Raw genomic sequence first — 24207 nt, forward strand, 5'->3', positions numbered from 1 at the left:
GACTAGACACCTCTCAACCTTTCAAGGGCCCGAGCGCACGCTCCGGGCCCTTTTTTTATACCTGCGCTTCAAACCCTGCGCGGTCCCTGTAGGAGCGGCATATAACTTGCTCGCTAAAGCTTCTCAGCCCAATGGGACGCCGAGCATGCTGCACAGCCACCTCACCACCCTCAACGCGGTTTCGCTGATCCTCCAGGTGTTCCAGGAGGCCGGCGTCGACCCGCGGCAGCTGCTCGCCGGCAGCGGCATAGGCCCGGCGGACATGGGCCACGCCGATGCGCGCATCACCACCCAACAGGAGCTGCAGGTGTGCGCCAACGCCGTCGCCCGGCGTGAGGACATCGGCCTGGAACTGGGCCGGCGGATGCATGTGTCGTGCTACGGGATGCTGGGTTACGCCCTGCTCTCCAGTGCCACTTTGGGTGACGCCCTGCGCCTGGCGCTGAGTTACCCGGCACTGCTGGGAACAGTCTTCCAGCTGCGCCTGGTGGATGACGGCCAGCGGGTCTGGCTCAGCGCCACCGACCATTACGACGCCCCCGGCCTTGCCGCCTTCAACGCCGAGTTCTGCCTGGTGTCGCTGAAAGTGATCTGCGATGACCTGCTCGGTCGTCCGCTGCCGCTGCTGGCGGCGCGCTTCGAACACTCGCGCCCCGGCTACCACACGCTCTACGACGGTGCATTCCAATGCCCGCTCGGCTTCGAGGCCGGCGATAACGCCTTCGCCTTCGAGCGCCGCTGGCTGGATATGCCGCTGCCGCTGGCCGACCCGATCACCCACAAGGCCATGGGCGAACGCTGCCGACGGCTGAACCTGGAGTTCACCGGGCGTCAGGCCTGGCTCGGGCGCATTCGCCAGTTGCTGGTCCAACAGCTGGATGCCGCCCCCGGGCTGGAGGGCCTGGCACGGCAGATGAACTGCTCGTCGCGCACCTTGCGCCGGCACCTGCAAGCGCTGGGCAGCAGTTATCAACAGCTGCTCGACGAGTTGCGCTTCGAGCGGGCCAAGCAACTGCTGGCCGAAGACCAGATGCCGATCTATCGCATTGCCGAATCGCTGGGGTTCAGCGAGACCGCGAGTTTCAGGCATGCCTTCCAGCGCTGGAGCGGCGTGGCGCCCAGTCATTTTCGCGGCTGACCGCACCCACGCCGATTCGTGGGAGCGGGCTTGCCCCGCGATAAGGTCGCCACAGGTGATGGCCACATCTATCCCCTTTTGGCCATTCATGCCGTTCTCCCTTCATCGGGCCACCCAGCACAATCGGCCCACGCCAGTAATGATCCGGAGAACAACAAATGCTGACGATCTATTCCGATGACCACCGCCTGCACCATGGCCGCTGCGAGCTGATCGACGGCCAGCTGATGCCCTGCTTCGAAATGCCCTCCCGTGCCGATCACGTCCTCGATCAGGTGAAGCAGCGCAACCTCGGCCCCGTGCAAGGCCCCACCGATTTTGGCCGCGCTCCGCTGCAACGCATCCACAGCACCGACTACCTGAACTTCTTCGAAGGCGCCTGGGCCCGCTGGGCGGCGCTGGGCCATGACGGCGACCTGCTGCCCTTCACCTGGCCGGCGCGCACCTTGCGCCAGGTCAAGCCCACCGGCCTGCACGGCGAACTCGGCTACTACAGCTTCGACGCTGGCGCGCCGATCACCGCCGGCACCTGGCAGGCCGCCTACAGCGCCGCGCAAGTGGCCCTGACCGCCCAGGCTGCGATCCAGCAAGGCGCCCACGCGGCCTTCGCCCTGTGCCGCCCGCCGGGACACCACGCCGCCGCCGAGGTGATGGGTGGCTACTGTTACCTGAACAACGCCGCCATCGCCGCCCAGGCCTTCCTCGACCAGGGCCGGCGCAAGGTGGCCATCCTCGATGTCGACTACCACCACGGCAACGGCACCCAGGACATCTTCTACACCCGCAACGATGTGTTCTTCGCCTCGATCCACGGCGACCCGCAGGACGAGTTCCCGTTCTTCCTGGGCTATGCCGACGAGGTCGGTGAAGGCGCGGGCGAAGGCTGCAACATCAATTACCCACTGCCCGCCGGCAGCGACTGGTCGGCCTGGAGCGCGGCACTGGAAGACGCCTGCCAGCGCATCGCCGCCTACGACGCCGAGGTGCTGGTGATCTCCCTCGGCGTGGACACCTTCAAGGACGACCCGATCTCCCAGTTCAAGCTCGACAGCCCGGACTACCTGGAGATGGGCAAGCGCATCGCCCAGCTGGGCAAGCCGACCTTGTTCGTGATGGAGGGCGGCTACGCCGTGGAGGAAATCGGCATCAACGCGGTCAATGTGCTGGAAGGCTTCCAGCGCGCCCAGCCAGGAGCCTGAACATGGTCCGACTCAAGCGTCTGCTCGCCCCACTCATCACCGTCGGCCTGCTCGCTGGCGCGCTCCAGACCCACGCCGACCAGCGCACCCTGCGGGTCTACAACTGGTTCGACTACATCACCCCGCAGACCCTCACCGACTTCCAGAAGGACAGCGGGGTGAAGCTGGTCTACGACATCTTCGACACCAACGAGGCGCTGGAGGCCAAGCTGCTGACCGGCAACTCCGGCTACGACGTGGTGGTGCCATCCAATGTGTTCCTCGCCAAGCAGATCGAGGCCGGCGTGTTCCAGCCGCTCGATCGCACCAAGCTGCCCAACTGGCAACATCTGGACCCGGCGCTGATGAAGCTGATCGAGGCCAACGATCCCGGCAACAAGTTCGCCGTACCCTACATGTACGGCACCGTGCTGATCGGCTTCAACCCGGACAAGGTCAAGGCCGTGCTTGGCGACAACGCCCCGGTAGACAGCTGGGACCTGATCTTCAAGCCGGAGAACATCGCCAAGCTCAAGCAATGCGGCGTGGCACTGCTCGACTCGCCGTCGGAGATCCTGCCGCTGGCCCTGTCGTACCTGGGCCTGGACCCCAACAGCGGCAAGCCGGCCGACTACCAGAAAGCCCAGGACCTGCTGCTGAAGATCCGCCCGCACGTCACCTACTTCCACTCCTCCAAATACATGGCCGACATCGCCAATGGCGACATCTGCGTGGCGGTGGGTTATTCGGGCAGCTTCTCCCAGGCCGCCAACCGCGCCCGCGAGGCCAAGAATGGTGTGACGGTGGACATGCGCCTGCCCAGGGAAGGGGCGCCGATCTGGTTCGACATGCTGGCGATCCCGAAGAACGCGGCCAACCCGGAGGATGCCCATGCCTTCATCAACTACCTGCTGCGGCCCGAGGTGATCGCGCCGATCAGCGATTTCGTCGGCTACCCGAACCCGAACAAGGATGCGAACGACAAAGTCAGCCCGGCGATCCGCAACAACCCGAACCTGTACCCGACAGCTGAGGCGATGGCCAAGCTGTATACCCTCAAGCCGTTGCCACGGGATGCCGAGCGGGCACGGACTCGAGCCTGGACCAGAATTAAATCTGGCACCTGATAGGTATGTGCAATGCTCCTGCCACCCGGCAGGAGCAGAACACGCCGAACCCCATCATTTGGCGGGTTTGAATGTTGCCTCGGTTATAGTTCGGTGGCGGTCGTTGGGCTCAAGTTTCACAATGAAACTGCCAGAAAACTTACCATCTTCATGCAGAATATTGGCACCTCCCAGCTCTGCCACATAATTAAGAGAGGGCTCACCTTCTTTTTCTACGCTATAGCCCGCCGTAACTTTACCGCCATCATCATATAGCTGCACCAGATGTTTTCCGTCCAAAACGTCCTCATCGATGGCAAAGTCAATAATATGATCATAGCCTTCAATCACCATGATGGCGATATATACATTAGTACCCGGATATGAAACTTTAGTCACCGCACCCTCAAAAGGCTGTCCATCGACCAGCGCGGTGAGCACGCCCTCGCTTTGCTTCTTTTTTACATTTAAGTTTCGCACATCATTAATAGCTTGCTTGACCAACGCTCGATGATGACTCATTGAAATATTCTCCCAGTAACGAAAACGCCGAACATCACGTGACGCCTCTACCGTATAAGGGTACCCACGCTTTGATCTACTAGCAGTTTTACCAGTTGACTAAAGATACCGGCTTGGTGGAGCTCCACGGCCCGTCCAAATTTTACCCAGCCGCTTTGTCGCTTCTCTAATTTTTATTTCCGGAACTGCAGCAAATCCGATAACGAGGCCTGCATGTTCTTCTTTTGGAGCACTCGATTGCGGTAACCCATAACTGCTCAGAGCACTCAGCTCAACGCCAACGGCTGCAGCGGATGCTATCAACTTGCGTTCACGTTCGACTCCACGGACACGCAGGGTCGAATGCAGCCCTGCAGCAACAGCCGGCATTACCCCCACACCCGGCATTCCTGGCGGCCATGTCTCCAGCAGGGTATCGCGACGCGTCAGCGCCGCGCGCCACATCCGTCATATGTGCCGCTGGAAGTGCCCCTTGACCATGAATTGCGCCATGACATGCTGCGTAGCCACCTCTGAATGCCGAACGTTCAAAGCCCGGGCCCAGGAAAATGACTCAATGAGCGACGGCGGGAGTACCAGATAACCAAGCCGCAAGGCGGGGAACGGCGTGGTGGTGGACATGCGCCTGCCCAGGGAAGGGGCGCCGATCTGGTTCGACATGCTGGTGATCCCGAAGAACGCCGCCAACCCGGAGGATGCCCATGCCTTCATCAACTACCTGCTGCGGCCTGAAGTGATCGCGCCGATCAGCGATTTCGTCGGCTATCCGAACCCGAACAAGGATGCAAACGACAAGGTCAGCCCGGCGATCCGCAACAACCCAAACCTGTACCCGACGGCGGAGGCGATGGCCAAGCTGTATACCCTCAAGCCGTTGCCGCAGGATGCCGAGCGGGCACGCACTCGGGCCTGGACAAAGATCAAATCGGGAACCTGAGTCGACTGCTTCGCGGGTTCACCCGCGAATAGGCCGCCAGGCCTTGCGCAGACGCATCAACGCATCCGCGATCTGCGCCTCCGGCACCGCCGCGAACCCCAGCACCAGCCCTGCCCTTTTATCCACAGGCTCTTCGCTGTCCTCCAGCCAGTAGCTGCTCAGCGGATTGACTTCCACCCCTACCGCTTCCGCCCGAACCACCAGTTCCTGTTCCCGCGCGAAGTTATCCACATCCACCTTCACATGCAGCCCCGCCGCCACCACCGGCATGGCCCCCAGCCCCGGCACGTCCTGGGGCCAGCCGGCCTTGAGCACATTGCGCCGCGCCAGCGCAGCCCGGCGCATGCGGCGGATATGCCGCTGGAAATGCCCCTGGGCCATGAACTGCGCCATCACGCACTGGGTGCCGACCTCCGAATGGCGCACCGCCAGCGCCCGACATCGGCTGAACGCCTGCACCAGACGCCCGGGAAGCACCAGGTATCCAATGCGCAGGGCCGGAAGGGCGATCTTGCCGAAGGTCCCCACGTACAGCACGCGCCCTTGGCGGTCCAGCGCGGCCAGTGGCGCCAGCGGCGCACCGCTGTAACGGTACTCGCCGTCGTAGTCGTCCTCGAGGATCCAGCCATCCTGGCGCTCGGCCCAGGCCAGCAACGACAGGCGACGGGCCAGGCTCATGGTGACGCCCGTGGGGTACTGGTGGGCAGGTGTCACGTAGGCCAGCCGGCACTCGGGCATCTCGGCCAACCTCGCACAGTCCATGCCCTCGGCATCCACCGGCACGCCCCTGAGCCTAGCCCCGGCCATCGCGAAGGCATGCCCGGCAGCCCGATACCCCGGGTTTTCCACAGCCACGCCATCGCCGGGCTGCAACAGCAGCTGTGCACAAAGGCTGATGGCCTCCTGCGCGCCACTAGTGATCACAATTTGTTCAGCCGTGCAGGAAAGCCCCCGTGAGCGTCGCAGGTAGGTGGCAATCAGTTCACGCAGTTGCCACTCACCCGCCGGGTCGCCATAGCCCAGCATCGCCGGGTCGGGATTTCGCCAGAAACCCGCTTGCAGCTTGGCCCAGACCTCGAATGGGAATAGATCGAACGCCGGCACGCCCACGCGAAAAGCCTTGGGTGCCCCACCTCTTGGCAGCGGCAGATGATGATTTTTCAGACGTTGCAGGGACTCGCTGATGACCACCTGGCTGGATAAATCCTCAGTATCCTCGGCACGAAATGTGGATAAGTCTGTTGATAAACCCAGGGATAACCCTGTTGATAATTGTGTGGATAGTTTCGGCAGCTGGCTCACATAGGTGCCATCGCCGACCCGGCTCTCGATGAAGCCTTCGGCGTACAGTTGGTCATAAGCCCGCACCACGCTGTTGCGCGACAACGTCAGCATCGCCGCCAGGTCGCGGGTGGCCGGCAACCGCGTACCGCTACCCAGGCGCCCATCCAAAACCCTGGCGCGCAAGGCATGGTAGAGCTGCTGGCTCAGCCCGCGGCGGCGGTCCAGGACGATACCCGTAGGGTCGAAAGGCAGAGGATGGCAACGTTCGATCATGGCATTGGACCTATGAAAACAGCCGTGAATGGCTCTTACCCAGAGCCAATAGCCTGCCTAGCATGGAGCCATTCAACAAGGACATCCAGCATGTACAACAACAAGCCCCACCAGGAACACGACCTCGACCGCCTGCACCGGCACATGCTGCAAACCCGCCTGGCGCTGCTGGTCAGCCAGGGTGAACAGGGCCTGCTGGCCACCCACCTGCCCGTACTGGTCGAGACCGGCGAAGGCGAGTTCGGCACGGTCTACGCCCACCTCGCCCGGGCCAATCGCCAGTGGCAGGACCTGGAGCAAGGGGGCGAGGCGCTGCTGGTGTTTCCCGGTGCCGATGCCTACGTCAGCCCGAGCTACTACCCGAGCAAGGCGGACAACCCCAAAGTCGTGCCGACCTGGAACTACCTGGCAGTACACGCTTACGGCCCGGTCGAAGTTATCCACAACGCCCAGTCGTTGCTGGACATCGTCACCCGCCTCACCGACCGCCATGAACAGGGCCGCAGCGAGCCCTGGACAGTGTCCGACGCCCCAGGCGACTACCTCGACGGCATGCTCCGCGCCATCGTCGGCATCCGCCTGCCCATCAGCCGCCTGCAAGGTGCGCGCAAGCTGAGCCAGAACCGTTCGGCGCAGGACATTGCCGGCGTGCGCGAAGGCCTTGGCGCCAGCAGTGACCACCTGGACAACCAACTCGCCGCGCACATGCGCGATCTCTGAAGGAAACGCCCATGACCCACGTTACCCTGCGCCCGGTCGGCGCCCACGATCACGCCGCCTGGCGCTCCCTGTGGCAGGCCTACCTGCGCTTCTACCAGACCGAACTGGCCGACGAGATCTACCTCAGCACCTGGCAGCGCCTGCTCGACCCCAACGAGCCCACCCATTCGACCCTGGCCTGGGTCGACGGCAAGGCGGTGGGCCTGGTCAACTTCATCTACCATCGCACCAACTGGAGCATCCAGAATTCCTGCTACCTGCAGGACCTCTACGTGGACAGCGAGCAACGCGGCCTGGGTATCGGCCGCCAGCTGATCGAGCATGTCTACGCGACGGCCAAGGCCGCCGACTGCACGAGGGTGCACTGGCTGACCCACGAGACCAATGCCACCGCCATCAGCCTGTACGAACAGATCGCCGATCGGCCGGGCTTCATTCAATTTCGCAAAGCACTGTAGGTCGAACATGAACGACGCATTGAACTGGAAGCCCGCCGGCACACCCAAGGCCGAGCCTCTCGAAGGCCGTTTCATCCGCCTGGAAAAACTCGACCCGGCCCGCCATGGCGATGACCTCTGGGAAGTACTGCAAGGCCCGGGCTCGGATCCGGTGCTGTGGGACTACCTGCCCTACGGCCCGTTTGCCGAGCGCGCCGGCTTCGACCACTGGCTGCAAGGCAACGCCGCCAGCCGCGACCCGCTGTTCTACAGCGTGATCGACCGCGCCAGCGGCCAGGTTCAAGGCATCCTCAGCTACATGTCGATCGTCCCGGAACAGGGTCGCTTCGAGATCGGCCACATCGCCTTCGGCGCCGCCATGCAACGCACGCCGAAAGGCACCGAGGCGGTATACCTGCTGGGCAAGCTGGGCTTCGAGCTGGGCAACCGCCGGCTGGAATGGAAGTGCAACGACGCCAATGCCCGCTCCAAGCGCGCGGCGGAGCGCTTCGGCTTCGTCTTCGAAGGGGTGTTTCGTCAGCACATGGTGGTCAAGGACCGCAACCGGGATACGGCGTGGTATTCGATTACCGACGGCGAATGGCCGGCGGTGGCGGCAGGGTTCGAGCGCTGGTTGAGTGTGGATAACCAGCAACCTGAAGGTCAGGCGAGGACGCTGGAGGCCTGTCGCCAGGGCTGACCTTATCGCGGGGCAAGCCCGCTCCCACGCTGGAACTCTGTTACCTGCGCGACAGCGTAGCCTGAAGGGCTGGGTGATCTCCCACGGTAATGCGTGGGAGCAGACTTGCCCCCAAGGTCCTCATCTGATCTGACGATGACGCCTGACGACGCCCATCTGCAGCCCGAACGGCTTGAAGACCGCATTCAGCGATTTGAGCGTGGGGTTGCCCTCCCCCTGTTCGATCTGGATCAACGTGCGAACCGAAACCTTGCACATCCGCGCAAACTGGGCCTGCTGCATCTTCGCGACTTCCGTACGCAAGCGCCTGACCGCTGCGCCCAGCTCCAGGCTGCCGTCGGCGATTCCCTCACGCACACCGTCAATCAACAACCCGCGGGCATCGATGGATACCGTCATGCCAACCCCCACTCGGCCATCCGCCGCTCAAGCTTGCCCAGCGCAATCGCCGGGTGATTCATGACCCTGCTTGCCAACCCCAGTTCGCTCAGGATATCGGGCAATGCCAACAACTGGCGGGCATCCTCGCGCAAACGCTGATACGCCTGCTCCGGGTCAATGACCGAGGCCAGGGCGTCGCACACCGCCATCCAGTCGATTTCACCAGCCCGCTCGATCGGCACTGGCCATTTGGTTGTCCGGGTTACCCCCTCCTGATCCATCACCATCGGCGCAAGGTCATAGATTGGCGCCAGGCGCACCGCATCGCGGGTGCGGATGATGGCGGTATTGCGTCCATGGTTGTCGGCGTTGCCCAGGATCTTGTTGATCAGGTCGCGGCGCAGGTAGTCCGCAATCAGCCCAGGCACCTGATCCGACTGCCCAACCTCACGCCATAGGGCGACAAGGGTATCGATCACTTCCAGGTGGCCCATGCGGCTGCCGGGCTCGGTCACGCCGCACAACGAGTAGACCGACTCCACCGCAAGGCGCTGCACCCCCTCTGCGGACACCTTACGATCAAAGCGCGCCATCCAGAGGCTGGGCTTGCGGCCCTCCTCCAACGCCATATGTTCACTGGCGACCGTATCAATACCTAAACGCTGCAAGGCTTTGTAGTAGAGGTGCTCGGCTCGCAGAATCTCCTGGTCATCGACCAGTGCCTGGTTTCTGGCAAATTTGATGAACCAGTGACGGCGAGCGTGTTCGTCGGCAAGCACGGCATCCGGGTACAACTGCCCGCTTTCGTCCTCGGTCATCAACAGCTTCGGCGCTTCTCCGCCAGCACCGGTCGCACCGCCAATGGCCGCTCCCTGCTCATAGGCGTACTCGAGAAAGCGCTGATCCCGGGAAACGACATCCTCGCGGCTAAAACCGATGGGGCTTGCCAGATCCAGTTGCTCGAAGGACTCCTTGATGCGCAGGTTGCCGATCGGCGCAGGGGTGGAGCGCCCAAGCAGAAACAGGTCCTCTCCCATGCCGGCCGGCTTCTCGCGGCCAATATGCTTGAGCAGGAAACGCTTGGCGGCACCAGCAGGCGCGATGTCGTAAAGGAATGCAGGGGCGTGGGGCAGGCGATGGCTGCCAAAATCCACCGGCAGCCTTGCACTCGCCGCCCGGCAGAACAGGCTGTCATAGCCATCCGGATTCGCCCTGACGTAATCGGACAGATAGCCAAACTCGCAAGGGCTGGCGAGGCTGTGCTCCGGCTGTGCGAAGGCCATCGCCAGAGCGTCCTGCCACTTGCCGTCGTCATGGAGCTGGAGCGTAAGTCTGTGCATGGGCCGCCTGTGATTGACTGCATGTGAAGGGGTCAACCATTCATTCGATATGCAGCATAGTGCAGATTTTTATAAAGACCCAACAAAAAATCTGCATTAAAATGCATAAAATTTAAAACTTTACGTCTTCTTCTGCAAAATAGTGCAGATGGAATGACAAAAAAAGGGGAGCATCCGCTCCCCAGAGGTTAACCGCTTGCAGATGAAGGCCTCTGTCAGCCTTCGATCTCGATCAGGATCTCGCCCGGGGTCACCCGGTCGCCCTTGGCCACGTGGATGGCCACGACCTTGCCGGCGATGGCCGCCTGGACTTCGGTCTCCATCTTCATCGCCTCGGTGATCAGCACTGCCTGGCCGGCCTTGACCACATCGCCTTCCTTGACCAGCACATCGACGATGTTGCCCGGCATGCTGGTGCTGACATGGCCCGGCTCGCTGGCCTGCTTGCGCTTGCTGCCGCCACCGCCGACGAACTCGTTGAGCGGCTCGAACACCACTTCTTCCGGCATGCCGTCGATGGACAGGTAGAAGTGGCGCTTGCCTTCGGCTTTGACGCCCACACCGGTGATGTCGACGCGGTAGGTCTCGCCGTGCACGTCGATGACGAACTCGGTCGGCACGCCCTCACCGCCCACCGAACCCACCGCGCCGGCTTCCGGAATCGGCAGCAGGGCTTCGGGCTTGAGGGTGCCGGCTTCGCGTTCCTCGAGGAACTTGCGGCCGATGTCGGGGAACATGGCGAAGGTCAACACGTCTTCCTCGGATTGCGCCAGGCTGCCGATATCGGCACGCAGCTTGGCCATCTCAGGCTTGAGCAGGTCAGCCGGGCGCACGTCGATCACTTCTTCGCTGCCGATCGCCTGACGGCGCAGCTGCTCGTTGACCACGCCAGGGGCCTTGCCGTAACCGCCTTGCAGGTACAGTTTCACTTCGTTGGTGATGGTCTTGTAACGCTCACCGGCCAGTACGTTGAAGAATGCCTGGGTGCCGACGATCTGCGAGGTCGGGGTCACCAGCGGCGGGAAGCCGAGGTCTTCACGAACGCGCGGGATCTCTGCCAGCACTTCGTTCATGCGGTTGAGCGCACCCTGCTCCTTGAGCTGGTTGGCCAGGTTGGAGATCATGCCGCCCGGTACCTGGTTGACCTGCACGCGGGTGTCCACGGCGGTGAACTCGCTCTCGAACTGGTGGTACTTCTTGCGCACGGCGTAGAAGTACAGGCCGATCTCCTGCAGCAGCTCCAGGTCCAGGCCGGTGTCGAACTCGCTACCCTTGAGCGCGGCGACCATCGACTCGGTACCCGGGTGGCTGGTGCCCCAGGCGAAGCTGGAGATCGCGGTGTCGATATGGTCGGCGCCGTTTTCCACAGCCTTCAGCTGGCACATTGCAGCCAGGCCGGCGGTGTCGTGGGAGTGGATGAACACCGGCAGCGACTGCTCGGCCTTCAGCGCCTTGACCAGCTCGCCGGTGGCGAACGGGGTCAGCAGGCCGGCCATGTCCTTGATCGCCACCGAGTCGCAGCCCATGGCTTCCATCTGCTTGGCCTGCTGCACGAAGGCGTCGATGGTGTGCACGGGGCTGGTGGTATACGCGATGGTGCCCTGGGCGTGCTTGCCGGCGGCCTTCACTGCCTCGATGGCCACACGCAGGTTACGCACGTCGTTCATGGCGTCGAAGATGCGGAACACGTCGATGCCGTTGACCGCCGCCTTGGCGACGAAGGCCTTGACCACGTCGTCGCTGTAGTGGCGGTAGCCCAGCAGGTTCTGCCCGCGCAGGAGCATCTGCAGGCGGGTGTTGGGCAATGCGGCGCGCAGCTTGCGCAGGCGCTCCCACGGGTCTTCTTTCAGGAAGCGCACGCAGGCGTCGAAGGTGGCGCCGCCCCAGACTTCCAGCGACCAGTAGCCGACCTTGTCGAGCTTGTCGCAGATCGGCAGCATGTCTTCGGTGCGCATGCGGGTGGCCAGCAGGGACTGGTGGGCGTCGCGCAGGATCGTGTCGGTGACAAAGATTTTCTTGGACATTGTTCGGTTCCTCACAGGCCTGCGTGCGCGGCGATGGCGGCGGCGATGGCCAGGGCCAGCTCTTCGGGTTTGCGCTTGATCGAGTAGTTGGTCAGTTCAGGGTGGCTTTCGACGAAGCTGGTGTTGAACTGGCCGCTGCGGAATTCCGGATTGCGCAGGATTTCCTGGTAGTACGCGGCGGTGGTCTTCACCCCCTGCACGCGCATGTCGTCCAGGGCCCGCAGGCCGCGGTCCATGGCTTCTTCCCAGGTCAGCGCCCAGACCACCAGTTTCAGGCACATGGAGTCGTAGAACGGCGGGATGGTGTAGCCGGTATAGATCGCCGTGTCGGTGCGCACGCCGGGGCCGCCGGGAGCGTAGTAGCGGGTGATCTTGCCGAAGCTGGGCAAGAAGTTGTTCTTCGGGTCTTCGGCATTGATGCGGAACTGCAACGCGAAGCCACGGTGCTGGATGTCTTCCTGCTTGATCGACAGCGGCAGGCCGGAGGCGATGCGAATCTGCTCGCGGACGATGTCTATGCCGGTGATTTCCTCGGTGATGGTGTGTTCCACCTGCACCCGGGTGTTCATTTCCATGAAGTACACCTCGCCATCGGCGAGCAGGAACTCCACGGTACCGGCGTTCTCGTAATCCACCGCCTTGGCCGCGCGCACCGCCAGGTCGCCGATGTAGGCGCGCTGCTCGGGGGTCAGCTGGGGGCTCGGGGCAATCTCGATCAGCTTCTGGTTGCGGCGCTGGATCGAGCAGTCGCGCTCGAACAGGTGCACCACGTTGCCGAAGCTGTCACCGAGGATCTGCGCCTCGATGTGCTTGGGGTTGACGATGCATTTTTCCAGGAACACTTCCGCCGAGCCGAACGCCTTGGTGGCCTCGGAGATGACACGGGGGAAGTTCTGCTCCAGCTCTTCACGGCTGTTGCAGCGGCGGATGCCACGCCCGCCACCACCGGAGGTGGCCTTGAGCATCACCGGGTAACCGATGCGGTCGCCTTCACGCAGGGCTTCATGGATATCGGCGACGTTGCCTTCGGTGCCGGGGGTAACCGGGACACCGGCCGCGATCATGGTGCGGCGTGCCTCGGTCTTGTCGCCCATGCGGCGGATGACATCGGCGGCCGGGCCGATGAACTTGATCCCGCGTTCGGCGCAGATCTCCGCAAGCTCGGCGTTTTCCGACAGGAAACCGTAGCCTGGATGCAGGGCATCGCAGCCGGTCTCGACAGCAAGGTTCACCAGCTTGCGCGGGTTCAGGTAGCCGGCCAGGGGCTCGGCACCGATGCTGTAGGCCTCGTCGGCGCGCTTGACGTGCAGGGCGTGACGGTCGGCGTCGGCATAGATCGCGACGGAGCGAATGCCCATCTCGGCGCAGGCACGCACGATCCGAACTGCGATCTCACCCCGGTTGGCGATCAGGATTTTTGTTATCACTGGAGTCTTCCCAAAGCCGTAGGAACAGACGATCCGGTTTTACCGGTCGGCGCGTGACCAGACGTCGCTGGCCAGTCGCATATTCACCCTAGCGCTGAAGGTCGATAAACAAAAATCAATATTTGTTAGGGGCAGTATTAGCAAAAGCTTATAGTTAGGTAACAAGGTTTTGCCGGAGCCCCGGAAAAAATGCGTAAGTCCTTGATGCGTATGACTTTGCGTCAGCTTCAGGTGTTCAACGAGGTGTGTGATCTGCGCTCCTACAGCCGGGCGGCCGAGGAGATGGCGCTGACGCAACCCGCCGTTAGTCTACAGATCCGCCAGCTCGAGGAGCTGGTCGGCCAGCCGCTGTTCGAGTACGTCGGCAAGAAGCTCTACCTGACCGAGGCGGCCGAGGCGCTGCAACGCGCCAGCCGCGATATCTTCGGGCGCCTGGAGAACCTCGACATGCAGTTGTCGGACCTGCAGGGCTCATTGCAGGGTCAGCTGAAACTGGCGATCGAATCCAGCGCCAAGTACTTCGTGCCACACCTGTTCGCCGCCTTCAAGCAGCGCCACCCGGAGGTCAACCTCACCCTCACGGTGGTCAACCGGGCCCAGGCGATCCGGCGTCTGTCGGACAACCGCGACGACCTGACCATCATGTCCATGGTGCCCCAGGACATGGGCCTGGAGTTCCTGCCCTTCCTCAACAACCCGATCGTTGCCGTGGCGCCGCCGGATCATCCGCTGTGCAAGCTCGAACAGCTGCGCCTGCAGGACCTCGAGCCTCATGCCCTGCTGGTCCGCGAACAAGGGTCGGGCACGCGCAAGGCCTGCGAGGAGTTCTTCAAGGACAAGCGCGTGCACTTCACCCAGACCCTCGAGGTGGCCTCCACGGACGCCCAGCGAGAATGCGTGGTGGCCGGCCTGGGCATCGCCCTGCTGACCCGCCACGCGGTCAACCTGGAGTTGGCCACCGGCGTGCTCAGGGAACTGCCGGTGGAAGAGCTGCCGCTATACCGCAGCTGGTGCCTGGTGCAGTCCAAAAGCAAGCGCCAGTCGCCGGTCGCCTTGGCGTTCCAGGCGTTCATCCGCGGCGAACGTGTGCAGATCAGCGGGCTTGTTGAGCGTTTCTCGGGGAAATTGCCGCCGATACCTGCCACACCGTGATGTCCTGCAGGTCGGGGTAGTCGGCCAGCTCGCGCAACAGCTGGCGCTGGTCGCAGTAGCTTTCGATCGCGCGGCGGAACTCCATGCGGCGCTGGTCCTTTTCCTGCTGCTTGCGAGCCTTGGCGTTGGGTTGGTACACACCTGCGTGATCATGTGCCATTGCCTGTCTCCCAGATAGGATGCGGGAGTTTCAGACTGGCCTCAGGGGTTTACCGTTTGGCGGTGGAATGGTGACGAAATGATGAAATCTGCGTGGGAGCGGGCTTGTCCCGCGCTTGCAATCGCGGGGCAAGCCCGCTCCCACGGAAGCTGCGCATCGCTCAGTCGTCGGTAGCCTTGATCGATTTGGGCGACAAACGCAGGCTGCGCAAGCTGCGCTTAACGCTCTTGAGGTGATTGACCAGGCTCGGCCCACGGGCCATGGCCACGCCCATGGCCAGCACGTCGATCACCACCAGGTGGGCGATACGCGAGGTCAGCGGGGTGTAGATCTCGGTGTCCTCATGCACGTCGATGGCCAGGTTGACCGTCGACAATTCGGCCAGCGGCGTCTGGCTCGGACACAGGGTGATCAGGTTGGCGCCACTTTCACGCACCAGGTTGGCGGTGATCAGCAGGTCCTTGGAACGCCCCGACTGCGAAATGCACACCGCCACATCGCCCGGCTTCAGGGTGACCGCCGACATCGCCTGCATGTGCGGGTCGGAATACGCCGCGGCGCTGAGCAGCAGGCGGAAGAACTTGTGCTGGGCATCGGCCGCGACCGCGCCGGAAGCGCCAAAGCCGTAGAACTCCACGCGCTGGGCCTGGGCCATGGCGGTCACCGCCTGCTGCAGCGCCTGCGGGTCGAGGTGCTCGCGCACCTCCATCAGCGTGTGCAGGGTGGTGTCGAAGATCTTCAGGCTGTAGTCGGCGACCGAGTCGTCTTCATGGATGGCGAACTGGCCGAAACTGGCGCCGGCGGCCAGGCTCTGCGCCAGCTTGAGCTTGAGGTCCTGGAAGCCCGAACAGCCGATCGCCCGGCAGAAACGCACGATGGTCGGTTCGCTGATCCCCACGCTGTGCGCCAGGTCGGCCATCGAACTGTGCATGACGGCAGCCGGATCGAGCAGCACATGGTCGGCCACTTTGAGTTCCGATTTGCGCAGCAGGTGCCGCGATTGGTCGATATGTTGCAACAGATTCACGGGCTGGACTCGGTTATGATCGGCGTGCCGGGATGTAGCTTTCTTGTAGTTATACTACATGCTTGCCAACCCGCCCAGCTAAACGAACGTGGAGAGTGGTGGTTTGACGATTCCTTGCGACATCCTGGTCTTCGGCGGCACGGGCGACCTGGCCCTGCACAAACTGCTCCCGGCGCTCTACCACCTGTATCGCGAGGCCCGCCTGCACAATGCCGTGCGGATCATCGCCCTGGCCCGGCGCCACCTTTCGCGCAACGACTACCTCAAGCTCGCCGAACGCCATTGCCGGGCGCAGATCGCCCGCCAGGACTTCGACGAGGACGTCTGGCAGCGCTTCTGCGCCCGCCTGGACTACTTCCCCATGGACGCCGCGCAGAGCGCCGACTTCGGTCGCCTGGCCCGTTACCTGGGCGAGCCCGGCGGGCTCACGCGGATCTTCTACCTGGCCACCGCGCCCAAGCTATTCGTGCCTATCGCCAATCACCTGCGTATCGCGGGCCTTGCCGACAGTGAGGCGCGCATCGTGCTGGAGAAGCCCATCGGCCATTCGCTGGAGTCGGCCACCGCGATCAACGAGGCCATTGGCGCGGTGTTCAGCGAACCGCAGGTGTTCCGCATCGACCACTACCTGGGCAAGGAAACCGTGCAGAACCTCATGGCCCTGCGCTTCGCCAATGCCCTGCTGGAGCCGGTGTGGCGCAACGGCCAGGTCGACCATGTACAGATCAGCGTCTGCGAGACCCTCGGCGTGGAGAACCGCGGCGCCTACTACGACCGTGCCGGCGCCACCCGCGACATGCTGCAGAACCACCTGCTGCAATTGCTTTGCCTGGTGGCCATGGAGCCGCCGGCGCAGTTCGAGGCCGAGGCGGTGCGCGACGAAAAGGTGAAGATCCTTCGCGCGCTCAAGCCCATCACCGGCCAGGACGTGCAGGACAAGACCGTGCGCGGCCAGTACGGCGCCGGCAAGATCGGCGGCCAGGAAGTGCCGGCCTACTACTTCGAGAAGGACGTGGACAACGACAGCGACACCGAGACCTTCGTCGCGGTGCAGGCGCACATCGACAACTGGCGCTGGGCCGGCGTGCCCTTCTACCTGCGCACCGGCAAGCGCATGGCGCGGCGCTCGTCGCAGATCGTCATCCAGTTCAAGCCGGTGCCCCACGAGCTGTTCAGCGGTGGCCAGGTCAACCAGTTGCTGATCCAGCTACAGCCGGACGAGCACATCAGCCTGCGCATGATGACCAAGAGCCCGGGCAAGGGCATGCGCCTGGCACCGGTCGAACTGGACCTGAACCTCGCCCAGGCCTTCGCCCAGACCCGCCGCTGGGACGCCTACGAGCGGCTGTTGCTGGATGTGCTGGAAGGCGACTCGACGCTGTTCATGCGCCGCGACGAGGTCGAGGCCGCATGGGCCTGGATCGACCCGATCCTGCAAGGCTGGGAGGAACACTTCCAGGCGCCACGCCCCTACCCCGCCGGCAGCAATGGCCCGGAACAGGCCAACAGCCTGCTGACGCGCCAGTGCCAGGCCTGGCACCTTTAGCGCAAGAGGTCGGCCGTCGAGCGATCAAGCAACGCGCGGAACGAGGTCGCGTCCACCGGCCGGCTGATCAGGTAGCCCTGCACCTCGTCGCAGCCATGCTCGCGCAGGAACTGCAACTGCTCGCGGGTTTCCACCCCTTCGGCCACCACCTTCAACCGCAGGCTCTTGGCCATGGCGATGATCGCCCGGGTGATCGCCGCGTCCTGAGTCCCTTCTAATAGACCACGGATGAACGCCTGGTCGATCTTCACGTAGTCCACCGGGAAGCGCTTGAGGTAGCTCAGCGACGAATAGCCGGTGCCGAAGTCGTCGATGGCCAGCTTCACCCCCAGCGCATGCAACTGCTCGAAGGTGGTGATGATGTGCTCGACGCTGTCCAGCAACTGGCTTTCGGTCAGTTCTAGTTCCAGCAAGTGCGGCGCCAGGCCGGACTCCTGCAGGACCTGGCGCACCAGGCTGACCAGCTTGCCCTGGCGCAGCTGGTACACAGACAGGTTGACCGAAACGCGTACCTCCAGGCCCTGGCGCAACCATTCGCACGCCTGCCAGCAGGCCTGGCGCAGCACGAACTCACCCATGGGCGCGATCAGCCCGGTCTCTTCGGCCAGGCCGATGAACTCACTGGGCGGCACCATGCCCCACTCGGGATGCTGCCAGCGCACCAGCGCCTCGGCCGCGTGCAACTGGCCGGTGCGAAGGCACAGCTTGGGCTGGTAGTAGACCAGCAGCTGGCGCTCGTCGATGGCCTTGCGCAGCTGGTTCTCCAGCTGCAGGCGTTCCAGGGTGCTGGCGCGCAGGCTCTCGGTATAGAACTGGAAACTGTCGCCGCCCAAGTGCTTGGCGTGCTGCTTGGCCATGTCGGCCTGACTGACCAGGGCATTGAGGTCCTGAGTGGCGTCGGACAACAGGCTGATGCCCACCGACGCGCTGATCACCACCTCGTGCCCACCCACGCGCTGGGGCACGCGCAGCTTGTCGAGCAGCCGGGTGGTGACGCGCACCAGGCTCGACAGGTTGGTGTAGCCGTCGAACAGCACGGCGAACTCGTCGCCGGACAGGCGCGCCACGGTGTCGGCCTCCGGCACCGCGTTGGCCAGGCGCTGGGCCATCTTCTTGAGCAACTGGTCCGCCAGTTCATGGCCCAGGCTCTCGTTGAGCAACTTGAAGCGGTCCAGGTCCACATGCAGCAGCGCCAGGCTGCGGCCGTTCAGGCGCATGCGCTGCGCCGCCTCGTGCAGGCGCAGGCGGAACAGCGCGCGGTTGGCCAGCCCGGTGAGGTCGTCGTAATGCGCCAGGTAGCGCAGGCGCTCCTCGGATTCGCGGCGCGCGGACAGGTCGGTGAAGAAGCCGACGATATTGACGATCCGTCCCCGTGGGTCATTCACGCTGTTCAGTTGCAGCCACTGCGGGTAGAGCTCGCCGTTCTTGCGCGCCTCGACCAGCTCGCCCTGCCAGCGGCCCTGCTGCTCCAACGCCTGGTCGATGGCCTGGCTGTGGCGCCGGGCATCGCGGCTGCAGGGCAGCTCCAGGGCGTTGCGGGCGATCAGCTCGGCCCGGCCGTAGCCGGTGACATCGCAGAAGGCCTGGTTCACCGCCAGCAACTGGAAGTCCGCATCGAGAATGGCGATCCCTTCGCTGGCCGCCTCGAATACCGTCGCGGCCAGGCGCTGCTGCTCTTCCTGTTCCTTCTGCGCGGTGATGTCGCGGCGGGTACCGAGCATGCGCAGAACCTTGCCCTGGCCATCGGACTCCACCGCCCGCCCACGGTCCTCGATCCAGCACCAGTGCCCCTGGGCGTGGCGTACCCGGTACTCGACCCGGTAGTCCTCGGTGCGCCCCTTGAGGTGCTCGACCAGCGTGCGCCGCAGCACGGGCAGGTCGTCGGGATGCAGCCGCGGCTTGAGGTCGGCGCGCACCGAGCGCACCTGCTCCGGATCCAGGCCGAACAGCGCATGCAACTGGGTGTGATGGACCTCGTCGGTTTCCAGGTTCCAGTCCCACAGCCCGAGTTCGCTGGCCTGCAAGGCCAGGGCCAGGCGCTGCTCGCTCTTGCTCAGGGCCTGGTTGGCCAGGTCCAGCTCATGACTGCGTTGGGCCACGCGCTGCTCGAGGCCGGCATGGGCCTTGCGCAGGTCGTCCTCGGCCCGTCGCCGTTGGGCGATCTCTGCGCTGAGCTGGCGGTTGAGGCCTTCGCCATGGCGCTGGGCGTTCTGCAGGTGCTCGATCAGCGCCTGGTTCTGGAAGCGGCGCAGCAGGCCGCGCTCGATCAGGCGATTGACCTGCCAGGCCACCACCATCAGCGCCACCAGCAGGATCAGCCCCAGCCAGCCCCAGCCGCGCTGGTGCCCGGCGTCATAGACGAAGAGAAACGCGATCGGCGGCAGCAGGCACGGCAGGGCGAAGCTGAGAAACGCCGGCAGGCTGACCGCGTAGGCGACACTGGCCGACAACGCCGCTGCGCCGAGCAGGCCGAAGACCCAGGCCTGCTGCACGAAGTTGTCCGCCGGCGCCAGGGCGATCACCGCGCTGGCCAAGGTCAGGCCGCTGAAGGCCGAGCCGAACAGGAACATGCGCCGCCAGGTCGGCTTGGCCTGGCGCGCCGGCGTCGCCGCGTCGAAGGCCGCCACCTGGATCACCCGCAGCGCCACCAATGCCAACAACCAGGCCATCCACACCCCGACCAGCAGATAGCGCGCAGGGCTCCACAGCAGCCAGGCGCAGAGCAGGCCGTTGAGCAGCATGAACAAGGTGGGCAACAACGAGCCCTGGTACAGCAGGCGAGTACGCTCGATCGACAGCTGGGTGGCGAATTGCCTGCGAACGCTCCTTGTCGTCTCCAGCGATGCTCCGATCGCCCCGCAATCCTGGGTCATATTGGCTGGTTTCTTTTGTGTTCTTGTTATGGCTGACCGCAAATGTGCAGGGAGCATACACAAGCACCGCGTCGGACCAAACTGCTCTGCGTCATGATTTCGAAAATGTCTGCTGCGTCCAGGTCTGACCGCTCAACCACGGGTGCCAGGCGAGGCCACCGATGAACGGTCGAGCGCACGCCTGGCGATTTGCACCCGGGGCGTTTGCCCCTGCCTTCGCGCGGCCATAGAATGCCCGGATGCATAATGACGACCTCTCCCTCCTGCTGAACTCCCTCAACGACGCTCAACGCCAGGCCGTGGCGGCCTCGGTGGGGCGCCAACTGGTGCTGGCCGGCGCCGGCTCGGGCAAGACCCGCGTGCTGGTGCACCGCATCGCCTGGCTGATCCAGGTCGAACAGGCCTCGCCGCACTCGATCCTGTCGGTGACCTTCACCAACAAGGCCGCGGCGGAAATGCGCCAGCGGATCGAGCAACTGCTGGGCATCAACCCGGCCGGCATGTGGGTCGGCACCTTCCACGGCCTGGCCCACCGCCTATTGCGGGCGCACTGGCAGGAGGCGGGGCTGGCGCAGAACTTCCAGATCCTCGACAGCGACGACCAGCAGCGCCTGATCAAGCGGGTGATCCGCGAGATGGGCCTGGACGAGCAGAAGTGGCCGGCGCGCCAGGTCCAGTGGTTCATCAACGGGCAGAAGGACGAAGGCCTGCGCCCACGGCATATCCAGGCCAGCGGCGACCTGTTCCTGGCCACCATGCGCGACATCTATGTGGCCTACGAGCAGGCCTGCGACCGCGCCGGGGTCATCGACTTCTCCGAGCTGCTGCTGCGCGCCCTCGACCTGTGGCGCGACCACCCGGACCTGCTCAGGCACTACCAGCGCCGTTTCCGCCACCTGCTGGTGGACGAGTTCCAGGACACCAACGCCGTGCAGTACGCCTGGTTGCGCCTGCTGGCCTCCGGGGGCGACAGCCTGATGGCGGTGGGCGACGACGACCAGTCGATCTACGGCTGGCGCGGCGCCAAGATCGAGAACATCCACCAGTACACCGCCGACTTCCCGGACGCCGAGCTGATCCGCCTGGAGCAGAACTACCGCTCCACCGGCGGCATCCTCAAGGCTGCCAACGCCCTGATCGCCAACAACAGCGGGCGCCTGGGCAAGGAGCTGTGGACCGACATGGGCGAGGGCGAACCGCTCACGCTCTATGCCGCGTACAACGAGCACGACGAAGCGCGCTATGTAGTCGAGACCATCGAAAGCCTGGTCAAGCAGGGCAACGCGCGCAGCGAGATCGCCATCCTCTATCGCTCCAACGCCCAGTCGCGGGTGCTGGAAGAGGCCCTGCTGCGCGAACGCATCCCCTACCGCATCTATGGCGGCCAGCGCTTCTTCGAACGCGCCGAGATCAAGAACGCCATGGCCTACCTGCGCCTGCTCGAAGGTCGCGGCAACGACGCGGCGCTGGAGCGGGTGATCAACGTGCCGCCACGGGGCATCGGCGAAAAGACCGTCGAAGCCATCCGCGACCACGCCCGCCACAGCCAGCTGTCGATGTGGGAAGCCATGTGCCAGCTGCTCGCCGCCAAAGCCCTCAAGGGCCGCGCCGCCAGCGCCCTGGGCGCGTTCATCGAGCTGCTCGAGAACCTCGCCGCCAAGGTGCTGGACATGCCGCTGCACCTGATGACCCAGACGGTCATCGAGCAGTCCGGGCTGATCGTCTACCACCAGGAAGAAAAAGGCGAGAAAGGCCAGGCACGGGTGGAAAACCTTGAGGAACTGGTCAGCGCGGCGCGCAACTTCGAGACCAGTGACGAAGACGCCGACCTCTCGCCGCTGTCGGCGTTCCTCGGCCACGCCTCGCTGGAGGCCGGCGACACCCAGGCCGACGAGCACGAGGACAGCATCCAGCTGATGACCCTGCACAGTGCCAAGGGCCTGGAATTCCCGTACGTGTTCCTGGTGGGCATGGAGGAAGGCCTGTTCCCGCACAAGATGAGCCTGGAAGAGCCCGGCCGCCTCGAAGAGGAGCGCCGCCTGGCCTACGTGGGCATCACCCGGGCCATGCGCCAGCTGGTCATGACCTACGCCGAGACCCGCCGCCTGTATGGCAGCGAGACCTACAACAAGGTATCGCGCTTCGTCCGGGAGATCCCGGCCGGGCTGGTGCAGGAGGTGCGCCTGTCGAACACCGTCAGCCGTCCGTTCGGCGGCGCGAAGACGCCGGCCAGCAGCCTGTTCGCCAACGCCAGCATCCCGCAGACCGCCTTCAGCCTCGGCCAGCGGGTGCAGCATGCGGTGTTCGGCGAAGGCGTGATCCTCAACTTCGAGGGCTCCGGCGCCCAGGCACGGGTGCAGGTGAACTTCTCCGAGGGCAGCAAGTGGCTGATGCTGGGCTACGCCAAGCTGGAAGCTATCTGACTGGACTGAACGACACGCACCTGTAGGAGCGGCCTTGTGCCGCTCCTACAGGTGAACGCATAAATCCGGGCAATCAGGCAAAAGCTCGAAACATCTTGTCGCTGGCTATGTCTGCCGGTTCATGTGCACCATGACGCGCGTGCAATCCACACAAACGGGAATCCCCATCTTATGCAACGTTTTCTTAGCATCGCTCTGGCGCTCTGCGTCGGCCTGACGCTGAGCCTCGACGCCAACGCCAAGCGCTTCGGTGGTGGCAAGAGCTCGGGCTCCGCGCCTATCCACCAGACCCGCCAGGCCACCCCGACCACGCCTGCCGCCGCCCCGACCGCCCCTGGCCGCGCACCCGCTGCCGCCAGCGGTGCCTCGCGCTGGCTGGGCCCACTCGCCGGCCTCGCCGCCGGTGGCCTGCTGGCCTCCATGTTCATGGGCGACGGCTTCGATGGCATGCAGATCCTCGATTTCCTGATCATGGGCCTGATCGCCTTCCTGGTCTTCCGCTTCATCGCCGCGCGCCGTCGCCAGCAGCAGCCGCAACACGCTGCCGCCGGCCACGCCCCGTACCAGCGCGAAGCCCAGCCGCAGGCCGCCCCGCAGTCGATCTTCGGCGGCTCCGCCGCGCCGGTCGCCTCGCCTGTGATCAACGCCCCGGCCTGGTTCAACGAAGCCAGCTTCCTGTCCGCCGCCCGTTCGCACTTCCAGTCGCTGCAGCAGCACTGGGACGCCAACGAGATGGACAAGATCGCCGAGTTCGTCACCCCGCAGATGCTCGAGTTCCTCAAGCGCGAGCGCGCCGAGCAGGGTGAAGGCTTCCAGTCCACCTACATCGACGACCTCGATGTGCAACTGGACGGCGTCGACGAGCGTGCCGACCAGACCGACGCCACCCTGACCTTCCGTGGCGTGTCGAAGACCTCGCGCTTCGACCAGGGCGAAGCCTTCAGCGAAAGCTGGCACATGGTTCGCGCCCATGGCGAAAACCAGCCTTGGCTGCTGGCCGGTATCCGCCAAAACGGTTAACCGTCGCACGTTGCAGAAAAAACCCCGGGCCTGTCCCGGGGTTTTTGCTTTTGCCAGAGCGGCCTACTAGGGTATAACGCGCAGCGTTGTCATAAGGTCAGAGGATGTGAACCGTGGAAGAAGTGATCGAACAACTCCGTGAAGCCAACGAGCCGGTACCGGTGCCGCTGGAACTGCCGGACGAGGATCAGCTGGTCGAGATCGAGGAAGAGCTGTTCATCAACATCCCGTTCGTGTTCAAGGAATACCTGCTGACCGTCAGTGACGTGGTATACGGCAGCCTCGAGCCGGTGACCGTGACCGATCCGCAATCCCACACCTACCTGCCGGAAGTGGCGGCCAACGCCTGGGACGCCGGTGTGCCCCGCGATCTCATTCCCATCTGCCAGGACGGTGACGACTACTACTGCGTCGAAGAGGACGGCACCGTGGTGCTGTGGTCCGGCGAGGAAGAAATCGTCACCGAGGAAAGCTGGGAATCAGTCTGGCACTGGGCACGGGATGTCTGGCTGGAAAGCTGAATGAGAAATACCCGCATA

The 24207-nt window shown here is 64.1% G+C and carries 20 protein-coding genes and 2 pseudogenes; 12 read left to right on the top strand and 10 right to left on the bottom strand.

Annotated elements, in window-relative coordinates; genetic code table 11:
* Positions 1 to 145: 145 nt before the first annotated feature.
* The 3 genes from HU751_RS15110 to HU751_RS15120 all read left to right on the top strand — a co-directional run bounded on the left by HU751_RS15110 (position 146) and on the right by HU751_RS15120 (position 3443).
* On the top strand, positions 146 to 1138 hold the full coding sequence (locus HU751_RS15110; RefSeq protein WP_186732176.1) for an AraC family transcriptional regulator: 993 nt from the start codon (positions 146 to 148) through the stop codon (positions 1136 to 1138).
* Between the two features lie 158 nt (positions 1139 to 1296).
* Positions 1297 to 2337, top strand: a complete 1041-nt coding sequence (locus HU751_RS15115) for a histone deacetylase family protein (protein ID WP_186732175.1) — start codon at positions 1297 to 1299, stop codon at positions 2335 to 2337.
* 2 nt (positions 2338 to 2339) lie between these two features.
* On the top strand, positions 2340 to 3443 hold the full coding sequence (locus HU751_RS15120) for a polyamine ABC transporter substrate-binding protein (protein WP_186732174.1): 1104 nt from the start codon (positions 2340 to 2342) through the stop codon (positions 3441 to 3443).
* Between the two features lie 54 nt (positions 3444 to 3497).
* Here HU751_RS15120 and HU751_RS15125 read toward each other — a convergent pair whose 3' ends face one another.
* Positions 3498 to 3944, bottom strand: coding sequence for a hypothetical protein (locus HU751_RS15125; protein ID WP_186732173.1), 447 nt, complete (start codon positions 3942 to 3944; stop codon positions 3498 to 3500).
* 99 nt (positions 3945 to 4043) lie between these two features.
* Positions 4044 to 4547, bottom strand: a pseudogene (locus tag HU751_RS26840) (MocR-like pyridoxine biosynthesis transcription factor PdxR); the annotation flags it as partial.
* On the opposite strand from HU751_RS26840, the pseudogene HU751_RS15130 reads away from it, so the two are divergent.
* Positions 4531 to 4881 (top strand): annotated as a pseudogene (locus HU751_RS15130) (extracellular solute-binding protein); the annotation flags it as partial. The pseudogenes HU751_RS26840 and HU751_RS15130 sit on opposite strands and share 17 nt — an antisense overlap.
* Positions 4882 to 4899: 18 nt before the next feature.
* Here the strand turns inward: HU751_RS15130 and pdxR are convergent.
* The gene (pdxR, locus tag HU751_RS15135) at positions 4900 to 6438 is read right to left on the bottom strand and encodes a MocR-like pyridoxine biosynthesis transcription factor PdxR (RefSeq protein WP_186732172.1); all 1539 of its coding nucleotides are present in this window, start codon (positions 6436 to 6438) and stop codon (positions 4900 to 4902) included.
* Positions 6439 to 6528: 90 nt separating this feature from the next.
* Between pdxR and HU751_RS15140 the strand changes: the two genes are divergently transcribed.
* The 3 genes from HU751_RS15140 to HU751_RS15150 are packed head-to-tail and all read left to right on the top strand — an operon-like array spanning position 6529 to position 8295.
* A complete protein-coding gene (locus HU751_RS15140) occupies positions 6529 to 7158 on the top strand; it encodes an FMN-binding negative transcriptional regulator (protein ID WP_186732171.1) in 630 nt (209 codons plus the stop codon).
* 11 nt (positions 7159 to 7169) lie between these two features.
* Positions 7170 to 7616 carry a GNAT family N-acetyltransferase gene (locus tag HU751_RS15145; protein WP_186732170.1) on the top strand — a complete coding sequence of 149 codons (447 nt, stop codon included), beginning with the start codon at positions 7170 to 7172 and terminating at the stop codon, positions 7614 to 7616.
* Between the two features lie 7 nt (positions 7617 to 7623).
* The gene (locus HU751_RS15150) at positions 7624 to 8295 is read left to right on the top strand and encodes a GNAT family N-acetyltransferase (protein WP_186732169.1); all 672 of its coding nucleotides are present in this window, start codon (positions 7624 to 7626) and stop codon (positions 8293 to 8295) included.
* A 120-nt stretch (positions 8296 to 8415) separates the two neighbouring features.
* Here HU751_RS15150 and HU751_RS15155 read toward each other — a convergent pair whose 3' ends face one another.
* The 4 genes from HU751_RS15155 to HU751_RS15170 form a co-directional block, all read right to left on the bottom strand.
* Entirely contained in the window at positions 8416 to 8694 is a 279-nt protein-coding gene (locus tag HU751_RS15155; RefSeq protein ID WP_186732168.1) for a helix-turn-helix transcriptional regulator, read from the bottom strand.
* Positions 8691 to 10016, bottom strand: a complete 1326-nt coding sequence (locus tag HU751_RS15160; RefSeq protein ID WP_186732167.1) for a type II toxin-antitoxin system HipA family toxin — start codon at positions 10014 to 10016, stop codon at positions 8691 to 8693. The genes HU751_RS15155 and HU751_RS15160 overlap by 4 nt, the downstream gene beginning before the upstream one ends.
* A 215-nt stretch (positions 10017 to 10231) precedes the next feature.
* Positions 10232 to 12040, bottom strand: a complete 1809-nt coding sequence (oadA, locus tag HU751_RS15165) for a sodium-extruding oxaloacetate decarboxylase subunit alpha (protein ID WP_186712269.1) — start codon at positions 12038 to 12040, stop codon at positions 10232 to 10234.
* A gap of 11 nt (positions 12041 to 12051) precedes the next feature.
* Complete coding sequence (locus tag HU751_RS15170) at positions 12052 to 13467, bottom strand: acetyl-CoA carboxylase biotin carboxylase subunit (protein ID WP_050707570.1); 1416 nt, start codon at positions 13465 to 13467, stop codon at positions 12052 to 12054.
* A 204-nt stretch (positions 13468 to 13671) separates the two neighbouring features.
* Here HU751_RS15170 and HU751_RS15175 point away from each other — a divergent pair, with 204 nt between their 5' ends.
* Positions 13672 to 14619 carry a LysR family transcriptional regulator gene (locus HU751_RS15175; RefSeq protein ID WP_186732166.1) on the top strand — a complete coding sequence of 316 codons (948 nt, stop codon included), beginning with the start codon at positions 13672 to 13674 and terminating at the stop codon, positions 14617 to 14619.
* On the opposite strand, the gene HU751_RS15180 is transcribed toward HU751_RS15175, so the two are convergent.
* Entirely contained in the window at positions 14561 to 14779 is a 219-nt protein-coding gene (locus tag HU751_RS15180) for a PA3496 family putative envelope integrity protein (protein WP_186732165.1), read from the bottom strand. The genes HU751_RS15175 and HU751_RS15180 overlap by 59 nt on opposite strands.
* Before the next feature lie 160 nt (positions 14780 to 14939).
* On the bottom strand, positions 14940 to 15806 hold the full coding sequence (gene hexR / locus HU751_RS15185; protein WP_023630201.1) for a transcriptional regulator HexR: 867 nt from the start codon (positions 15804 to 15806) through the stop codon (positions 14940 to 14942).
* Positions 15807 to 15909: 103 nt separating this feature from the next.
* Here hexR and zwf point away from each other — a divergent pair, with 103 nt between their 5' ends.
* On the top strand, positions 15910 to 17352 hold the full coding sequence (zwf, locus tag HU751_RS15190; RefSeq protein WP_186732164.1) for a glucose-6-phosphate dehydrogenase: 1443 nt from the start codon (positions 15910 to 15912) through the stop codon (positions 17350 to 17352).
* Here zwf and HU751_RS15195 read toward each other — a convergent pair.
* Positions 17349 to 20225 carry a putative bifunctional diguanylate cyclase/phosphodiesterase gene (locus HU751_RS15195; protein ID WP_186732163.1) on the bottom strand — a complete coding sequence of 959 codons (2877 nt, stop codon included), beginning with the start codon at positions 20223 to 20225 and terminating at the stop codon, positions 17349 to 17351. The two genes, zwf and HU751_RS15195, sit on opposite strands and share 4 nt — an antisense overlap.
* 239 nt (positions 20226 to 20464) lie before the next feature.
* Between HU751_RS15195 and uvrD the strand changes: the two genes are divergently transcribed.
* The 3 genes from uvrD (at position 20465) to HU751_RS15210 (ending at position 24189) form a co-directional block, all read left to right on the top strand.
* Positions 20465 to 22648 carry a DNA helicase II gene (gene uvrD, locus HU751_RS15200; protein ID WP_050707575.1) on the top strand — a complete coding sequence of 728 codons (2184 nt, stop codon included), beginning with the start codon at positions 20465 to 20467 and terminating at the stop codon, positions 22646 to 22648.
* Positions 22649 to 22819: 171 nt separating this feature from the next.
* Positions 22820 to 23668 (top strand): Tim44 domain-containing protein, encoded by an 849-nt coding sequence (locus HU751_RS15205; protein WP_062360080.1) that lies wholly within the window; start codon positions 22820 to 22822, stop codon positions 23666 to 23668.
* Positions 23669 to 23781: 113 nt separating this feature from the next.
* Positions 23782 to 24189, top strand: a complete 408-nt coding sequence (locus HU751_RS15210; RefSeq protein ID WP_028689999.1) for an SMI1/KNR4 family protein — start codon at positions 23782 to 23784, stop codon at positions 24187 to 24189.
* Positions 24190 to 24207: the final 18 nt, after the last annotated feature.

This window comes from Pseudomonas peradeniyensis, from assembly GCF_014268935.2.
Taxonomy (GTDB): domain Bacteria; phylum Pseudomonadota; class Gammaproteobacteria; order Pseudomonadales; family Pseudomonadaceae; genus Aquipseudomonas; species Aquipseudomonas peradeniyensis.